Source organism: Salinivibrio sp. SS2 (assembly GCF_001722075.1).
Classification (GTDB): Bacteria; Pseudomonadota; Gammaproteobacteria; order Enterobacterales; family Vibrionaceae; genus Salinivibrio; species Salinivibrio proteolyticus.
Genome location: NZ_MEBP01000120.1, coordinates 1 through 7642 on the forward strand (window position 1 = coordinate 1; position 7642 = coordinate 7642).

The 7642-nt window shown below is 50.0% G+C and carries 7 protein-coding genes; 2 read left to right on the forward strand and 5 right to left on the reverse strand.

Annotation, left to right across the window (positions count from 1 at the left end; genetic code table 11):
• Positions 1–110: 110 nt before the first annotated feature.
• The 5 genes from BGK46_RS14690 to BGK46_RS14710 all read right to left on the reverse strand — a co-directional run bounded on the left by BGK46_RS14690 (position 111) and on the right by BGK46_RS14710 (position 4755).
• Positions 111–590 (reverse strand): GNAT family N-acetyltransferase, encoded by a 480-nt coding sequence (locus tag BGK46_RS14690; protein WP_069590489.1) that lies wholly within the window; start codon positions 588–590, stop codon positions 111–113.
• Positions 591–652: 62 nt separating this feature from the next.
• The gene (locus BGK46_RS14695) at positions 653–928 is read right to left on the reverse strand and encodes a putative quinol monooxygenase (protein WP_069590491.1); all 276 of its coding nucleotides are present in this window, start codon (positions 926–928) and stop codon (positions 653–655) included.
• 113 nt (positions 929–1041) lie between these two features.
• On the reverse strand, positions 1042–1641 hold the full coding sequence (locus tag BGK46_RS14700) for a glutathione S-transferase family protein (protein ID WP_069590493.1): 600 nt from the start codon (positions 1639–1641) through the stop codon (positions 1042–1044).
• A gap of 1 nt (position 1642) precedes the next feature.
• The gene (locus BGK46_RS14705) at positions 1643–2839 is read right to left on the reverse strand and encodes a YbfB/YjiJ family MFS transporter (RefSeq protein WP_069590495.1); all 1197 of its coding nucleotides are present in this window, start codon (positions 2837–2839) and stop codon (positions 1643–1645) included.
• Positions 2836–4755: an FAD/NAD(P)-binding protein gene (locus BGK46_RS14710; protein ID WP_069590497.1), complete on the reverse strand. Its 1920-nt coding sequence runs from the start codon at positions 4753–4755 to the stop codon at positions 2836–2838. Before BGK46_RS14710 ends, BGK46_RS14705 begins: the two co-directional genes overlap by 4 nt.
• Positions 4756–4932: 177 nt before the next feature.
• Here BGK46_RS14710 and BGK46_RS14715 point away from each other — a divergent pair, with 177 nt between their 5' ends.
• Positions 4933–5859 (forward strand): LysR family transcriptional regulator, encoded by a 927-nt coding sequence (locus BGK46_RS14715; protein WP_069590499.1) that lies wholly within the window; start codon positions 4933–4935, stop codon positions 5857–5859.
• A gap of 96 nt (positions 5860–5955) precedes the next feature.
• Positions 5956–7332, forward strand: a complete 1377-nt coding sequence (locus BGK46_RS14720; RefSeq protein WP_069590501.1) for a hypothetical protein — start codon at positions 5956–5958, stop codon at positions 7330–7332.
• Positions 7333–7642 lie beyond the last annotated feature (310 nt).

Below are 7642 nucleotides of genomic sequence, written 5' to 3' on the forward strand. Positions count from 1 at the left end.
ATGAAACTGTCGCACATTGATCCTTTTTGACCGGCATATCAGTGTCATAAACCCCTAGCCTACTAAAACATTCTATCGTGTCATAATCGCATATTGGCGCGAATAAGTATCTACGCCGGCAACCAACACTGATAAAAATCGGTCTTCGCATGTTTGGGGTTGGCGCGAACAAATTCCCAGCCGTGCTGACGATAAAAGGCTAACGCACGATGGTTATCACGGCTTACAGATAGCAACGCTCGCCGGCACCCCGCGTTTGTTAAGGTGGTTTCGATATAGCGCTGCAACAAAGCGGCCAGCCCTCGACCACGAAAGGCAGGTGCAAGGTAGATGAGATGCACATAACCCGTCTCAGGCTCTGGCGACGTACTGCGAAATTCAAGCTGCCCAGCCCATTCTCCATCGACAAAAATATGCCGATAAAACCACTCGGGCTGATTCATGCGTTCACTCACTCGTTCATAATAGCCCGTTAGAAAGTCTTCAAACCCCTCATCGGAGCTAAAGCTACACACAAAAGCGTCCCGACGTGCAGCTACGCAATTAGCAAAATCGGTTTCAAGATTGATGGGACGGAAAGTCAGGTGCATGGGTGTGCCCTTACGCTTTAGCGGCTATACGCGATAAATAACGATGGTATTCAGCCCAGGCTCTATTCGCTGATCTGGTAGTGACGCGTGACATTTTGCGTAACCGCTCCCCAATAGGATGATTTAACTCTCTCTTGGTGCTTATCAAAAGCTGAGCGATCAGTAAACTCTTCATAAACATCAAATCGCAGCGGGTTGTCCGAATGTTGCTGAACCTTAAAGACCAAACAGCCCGGCTCTTCCAACGTCAACTTTTCATGATTAACAAGCTCTCGCGTCACGGCCTGAAGATCAGTGTCTGGCACGAGAATAAAACCTTCTAAAATGACTTTTGACATATAGTTTATTTTTAAAATATCTCGTTAATTTGGTGAGGCCTTTAATATCGGAACCAGCCATATCGACCTAATGTGATTTTGGCGATAGTCACTAAAAACATTCTTTACAAAACCTAAGTAAAGGCCGTTTCTTTGACACTTGCACGCTCTAAAAACCTCCTTAACCAGTCAGCGAGGAGTGGCTGGCTTTCACCCCATTGCAGCTCCGGTAATCGAAAATCGATATAGCTCAGCGCAACGCCAGTAACAATCTGGCCAAGGTTAATGTCGGACTGCATAACGTCAGTATTCACCCTACCCTCCAGCGTCTGAAGGCACCTGATAATGGCATTCTGTCGACGAACTCCAAGGACCGTACTATCGCTCTCTTTCCCAAAGTGCTTCCGATTAATAACCGTCATAAAAGCCGCATCGGTAAGGCCCTGACTCAACCCCGAGAGAGCAAGGACATCAGTGTAGTTGGGTGCACCAAGCAAGCTGTTCGTCGAAGAAAGCCCGTCCAAGTATGACGCGATGAGAAGAGATTCTGATAAAGTCTCTCCCCTATCCGTTACAAGCACGGGAATTTTTCCGTTCGGATTGGCGGTGAGCAACGCATTGTCATCCGCCCAAGGATCTACCCAGATGAGCTTCACATCATCCAACTGCTTTTCAATCGCGCAGATTCGGACAACTCTTGCATAAGGCGACGTCGTGTTCAGATACAGTTCCATATCAATTTTTCTCCATCTGTGTGGCTTTTCGAACGATAAGATATCGAGTTGATAGCAAGAGGACGCCGCTCGCCAGAATAACGGCACCAATGCTGAATAAAGGTTCGTAGCTACCAAGCGACGCGTAGACGAATGCCAAAGCGTACCCGCCTGCTGCTTGAAATGCAGCGAACATGGCGGTCGCCATACCCCATATCTTTTTATGACCAGCAGGCCCCATAATCTCTGAAAGCCGCCCTGCTGTTAGCGCAACAATGCCGGGGATCATGGCTCCAACGACAAAGGATGAAACCGTGATACTGGCCATCGATACCGATATAACCGGTAATACCGTCGCGATGGACTTTGCTAGAAACCCTGACAGCAGAGCCTCGTGCCAGCCGAACTTTTTGGCCGCCCTCCCGGCAATAAAAGGTCCGAAAACAGCACCAACACCCAGAACAGCCCATTGGAAACTCGCGATGCTCTGCCCCATACCGACTTCACGTGCAAGATAATCTACCCAGAAAACCGTATGGGGAACAAAGCCGACTCCGTCCATCGCATACGCCGCCATGACGATTCCGATGCTCCACTTCTGTGCAGCGGTTAAGCCCTCTGACCCATTTCCTGAATGGGGAATAGCTGGTAATGATTTCAACCTTGCGAGAGCCCTATCGGCGACAAGGCCAGCCGCAGCAGCAAGTACGCCGAGCCCAATCCAGGCTAAAACAAGCCCTACATTTAACAATAACGGAATCGCGGTGGCCGACAAAAAAGCCCCAATTCCGATACCGGTAAAAACCATCGCTCCGGTCGCTGGTCGTTGTGACGCTGGCGTACTTGAGAGAGCCAGAGACGGACCGACAACCATCAAGGTTGCACCGGCAAAACCAGACACAAATCGCCAGATAAAGAACCACACGAAGCCGATCGGGCTCAGACAAAGAAAGAAGCTCAACGCGACTGCGATATAAGCGCCGCCAAGCACATAACGGAGTTTGTATCGCTCAGAGAGGGTGTGCGCGCCAATCGCTCCACCGAGATAGCCGAGCAGATTCGCGGCCCCCAAGTATGCCGCTTCCGTGGCCGTAAACCAGTTGGCTTCTACGAGTGCAGGAATAATTGGTGTGTAGGCGAACCGCGCCACACCAATCCCCACAAATGTTGCCATCGCCCCAACGAGCAACGCAGAGAGATTGAATCTACTCGGTCTCATAGTGTTATGCCCTCCATGGCGCTAAGTGTGCCCGGCTCATGGTCTGGTTCAGACTGGGGGAGTCTCAAGCTCTTACGGAACATGGTGGTTACGCTCCTCCCCGCATCTACCAATGCTGTCGAATTTACGCAGGGTCTAGGAACGATATAGGTGTAGAATTTCGAGCCCTCTGAAACGGTCCCAAGCGCCCAGGCATTTGGCACGCTCTTGCCAGAGCTCATAACAAGGTTGAGCTGGGCATCCACCTCAATGCCACCAACATCGACGTTACCGTTTGTGAAGGGGCGTATCAGTCCCCGCTTCATGAGGTTCTGTATCAGGGTAGACCGATCCTGCGTCGGTAATGACTTAGGGATTTGAGCCTTGCACAAAACGTCAGCATAGATCGATTTCTGCCGCTCTTTAAATGTGGTACTGGCGATCTGAAATTGTGCCGCACCTTCTGAGAGCACCACTTTAGAATTTGGCCCAAACCCGATATCCAGGTATCCGGCCTTATATAACGCAATCATTTCCTCTAACCGTTGAACAGGTGGACCAACGGCAAGCCGGTTCATAACGGGTATAAACCTACTCAGGAACTGTTGGTGAGATTCTGGAGATAGCCAGCCAAAGTCCACTGCGTTTCTCAGGTTATCGCGTATATCTCTGAGTACATCACAAGCCGCTTTGAAGGGCCCAGAGACATTTCCCAACTGAGCCTCATGAAGATCCTGTTCCAGAAACGATATCAGCCACTTTCGATAGACGTCCGGGTTATCCATGGCTGAATCATCGATCGGATTAGCGATATTTTCCCAACGGAATAGCTCGATACCGGGACAATCATTTACAATTAGATTCTCGGTCGCCTCAGCGCCAAGACGCACCAGCATCTCACCCAGAAGGTGTGCATAACTGTTTCCATACAGTTTAGTTGCCTGAGTAGTATAAAAAACGTACTGCATGTCTTTCAGGAGCAGCGGGAATACGTCGTTGAAGAAGTCCAGTTCTCCTCTGTTCTTGGTCATTCTCCAATGCCTGACCTGGTCCGCCGTTAGAAAGCGAGCCTGATACTGATCCGATGCGCCCTTCTGGTTTATTGCTCGGCATGAGAGTGGGAGGCCACTCCTGCTGATGATAGCAAGGCAGGGCTCATAGCCAGACGGCTTGTAACACAGTTCTCCAGTTTCAGCATTCCGATGGAACCGACCACCTCGCCCGACGGTGAGGGACGCAATTGCGTCAATAGCAGTCAATCCCATTCCCTCTATAGCAACTGTTGCTCCAGGTGGAACGTCCTTAAAATAAGTATGGATAGGGACTGGCCCTGGCATCACGTATTGAAGATATCGATTGCGAAAACGATTATTCTCTACAAACTGGATCCTAGCCCTATCACGCTCATCGGGGTAATTCTCAGAATGGCCTGTCGTCATGAACAGAAAATTTGCATCAATCTCAGTTTGGTCGCCACACATGATGGAAAAAGTCTGGTCAGGCCTATGAATTACGTCCTTCGCGTAGGTCTTGTGCAGGGTTACCTCACAGAAACGGTCCAAGCGGCGGCATAGGTACTGGTAGACCCAGTGCAGATACTCTCCAAATAACCGTCTCGGCAAATAGCAATTGGGAGTGCACTGGTTATAACGGGGGTCATCCAAACCTGCGGCCCACTCATACATGTTCGGTCCAGGCAGAAGCGGCCCCGCATCCTTTACGGTTGGATCCATAAACATCGTTATCTGTGAAGCAACTGTATTCAACAGCAAGTAGTCAGGCTGGTCGTCGTAGTGTATCCCGACTCCGGGAACACCTGATTCAATCAGGTGGAGGTGTATCGGTTGTGAGCTATAGCCGTTGCAGACGTAGGCGGTAATGCGCTCTAAAACGTTCAGGCCACGAGGCCCTAATCCCAGGATAGCTATCGAAGTCACTGTTTCGCTCCTTACAAATTTGGGCGACCCCATCAATACGGGCCACTTCCAACAGCGTGGGCCTCATCCCACCCCATTTCTGCTCGCAACATATACAATCAGTGACTTCATTTAAAGCGATTCGTTATAATATTAAATATCATATATCATGATAATTCATGCATGGAGGAGCGTCAGATGCAACTGAAGTCGTTAAGGATATTTCGAGAAGTGGTCCGAACCGGTAGCTTTGTAGCTGCAGCTGAATTGCTGCATACGGTCCAGTCCAACGTCACCGCTCATATCAAAAAACTCGAAGAAGAGCTGGATGCCAAGCTGATAGATCGCCACGGAACAGCTCGACTTACCAGCGCTGGCCAGGCGTTGATTCAGTATGCAGAGAGCATATTGTCTGCTCACGACGAAGCGCTTTTACTTTTCCAGAAAAACGCCTCCCCCCGGGGACGCCTCCGGATCGGAGCAATGGAAACCACAACAGCCCTGAGGCTCCCACCTATACTCGCAAAGTTCCACGAAATGCACCCAGAGGTCGATATAGAGATTCAAACAGGACCGACGGCGGATCTGATCAAGGAAATGATGGAAGGAAAGCATGACTGCATCTTTGTCGCCGGGAAGGTAAATCACCCCCGCCTCCATCTCTTCAAAGCGTTCGACGAGCAATTGGTTCTTGTTGCAGGGCGGCACATGGATGAAATGCCAGAGCCCCAAGAATTACAAACGACTACGTTTCTCGCCTTTCGCCAAGGGTGCAGCTATCGCCAGCGAATTGAGCTGCTGATGGCGAACTACGGCGTCTATGCGACCCGAATATTCGAATTCGGCACTCTTGACGCGATGCTGGGGTGTGTCGCAGCAGGGATGGGATACGCCATATTACCTCTCAAGACGGTTGAAGCTCACCGGAACCGCTTCGATGTGCACTGCCACCCTCTGCCCAAAGAGATCGGGAAGGTAGCGACCTATTACGCAGCACCCGAAACCAACACCTGGACACCGGCAATGAAGGCATTTTCAGATGTTCTCCGAAGTGCGGTGCTCCAACCAGAGTCATGTATAGGTATTGCCAGTATCACTAAGAACGATACCGCAGTTCACACCTGATAATTGGACTGAAAGTCGCTAATGCGGGAACCTCCATGGCACCATTAAACAAGGCAGTACATGGCGTAAGTCTAGCCGGCTGACCAGGGGTTCCCAATGCTTTTTAAGTCTATCAGCACCAATCAGGTGCCGCTACAGCTTCGAACACGAAACCTGGTAGTGAAATCTCAGCCCGTTGTAGGCTTTGCAGCATCTTGCTGGGTAACACTATTGAGCATAGGGATTTTGCCAGAAAGTGCCTGGGTAAATCCCGTTGCGTTAGCTTCTGTGGGCGGCGGATTACTGCTAAGCCTATCCACTTGGATGAGGAAAAGCTCTGCTGGCTGGGGCATTGTGTTATTTGGGCTAGCTGCCATTTCCCACACTGTTCTGAACACCCCTTTCGACCCAGCTTCAGGTACCACCCGTTTTTCGTCAGTAATTCTCCTTTTGTTAGGCATCGGCATTCTTCGAAAGTACCTAGTCAACCAGAATATTTCCCATGTCATTGAGCATGTGTTGGGTCAGCCGAGGTTGAAAGAGAGCCCCTTCCCTCTTTTCCTTTTGTATTCATCGCTTACCTTCTTGCTGAGTTTAGCCGTAGTGCCAATTGTTGGTATCCTTACACGGAATACTCAGCTCGACCATCGAGAGCATGTTCGTATAGCCATGCGATCTGTTGGCTCGACAATGTTTATCGCACCCACGACTGTTGGCGCCGCCGCCGTTGCTTTGATGTTCCCGGATCTAAACTGGAGCAAAGCTGCAGTGATTGGTATGCCTTTGGCGACTGCGATGTTGGTGTTAACGTGTTTGCGTAGCGCAGGGGGCGGAGGTGAAAAGCAGCTTCCTTCATCCGGGCCAGTCGATCTTCGTTGGCTCTACAGATTAATTGGCTTATTCCTCAGCATCTTAATGGGCGCGAAATTCGCAGTCGGACTTACGACTGTTACAGCTGTAGCACTAGGAGTCTCTCTGTCCGGAGCTCTTTCAACGATTCACGCACAAGGTCTGAGAGTACTAATAGCCAACGCCGGAGAGACTTTTAATAACTCTAGTGCCGAAATACTGATGTTCATCGCCTGCGGAACATTTTTTGTGGCTCTGAACTCACCTGAGGGCTCGCTATTTCTGCAGGGTGCTGTTAAGGATGCATCTGGTATACTGTCGATAACGCTTATTCAAGGGCTTGTGATTGTTTCAGCCTTCCCGTTGCTATCAATCTGTGGCGTCCACCCAATGGTATTGTTCACAGCCTTTTTCCCTATTTTTCACTCTCTTTCCACTGTCGAAAACGTCATTCAGTATCATTGGTGGATAGCCATGTTCGTGATTGCACAACTCATATCGCCAGTATCGATTAGCGCTATTGCAGCGGCTTCTTCAATCGGGCTAAGCCCTCCGAAAGTCAGCTTACGCCTCCATGCTGGCTTTGCTCTACTACTGGCAATTTGTTGCGTGGTGTATCTATCATGGATTGCATATCTCCTTTAGCTGATTCCACACTGGCTTTCCTCTCCTTGCTCGCTAAATCCCGACAAACGCACCGATTTGGAGCCGCAAAGCGGCAGAAAAGCGGCCGCCTTTGCCACTTGCTTTATCAGCTGCCCAGAGTAGCAACGATAGAGGAAATTGCTAGAATGCCAGAGAGCACAACCGAAGCTATCGCAGTGAATAATGCCTTTCTTCGAGGCCTTAGTAGCATGCAGAACTGGCGTTGTTTCCTAGATCATTGAACTTATCATCCGAGCCGCGATCAGATCATCAACGCCTCAAACAGGCCACCGATGATGAGCAAAGCCAA

Bases quoted from the DNA above. Each gene is read 5' to 3' on its own strand.
- BGK46_RS14690 (WP_069590489.1), bottom strand. From the start codon at position 590: ATGCACCTGACTTTCCGTCCCATCAATCTTGAAACCGATTTTGCTAAT.
- BGK46_RS14705 (WP_069590495.1), bottom strand. From the start codon at position 2,839: ATGAGACCGAGTAGATTCAATCTCTCTGCGTTGCTCGTTGGGGCGATG.
- BGK46_RS14715 (WP_069590499.1), top strand. From the start codon at position 4,933: ATGCAACTGAAGTCGTTAAGGATATTTCGAGAAGTGGTCCGAACCGGT.
- BGK46_RS14700 (WP_069590493.1), bottom strand. From the start codon at position 1,641: ATGGAACTGTATCTGAACACGACGTCGCCTTATGCAAGAGTTGTCCGA.
- BGK46_RS14695 (WP_069590491.1), bottom strand. From the start codon at position 928: ATGTCAAAAGTCATTTTAGAAGGTTTTATTCTCGTGCCAGACACTGAT.
- BGK46_RS14720 (WP_069590501.1), top strand. From the start codon at position 5,956: ATGCTTTTTAAGTCTATCAGCACCAATCAGGTGCCGCTACAGCTTCGA.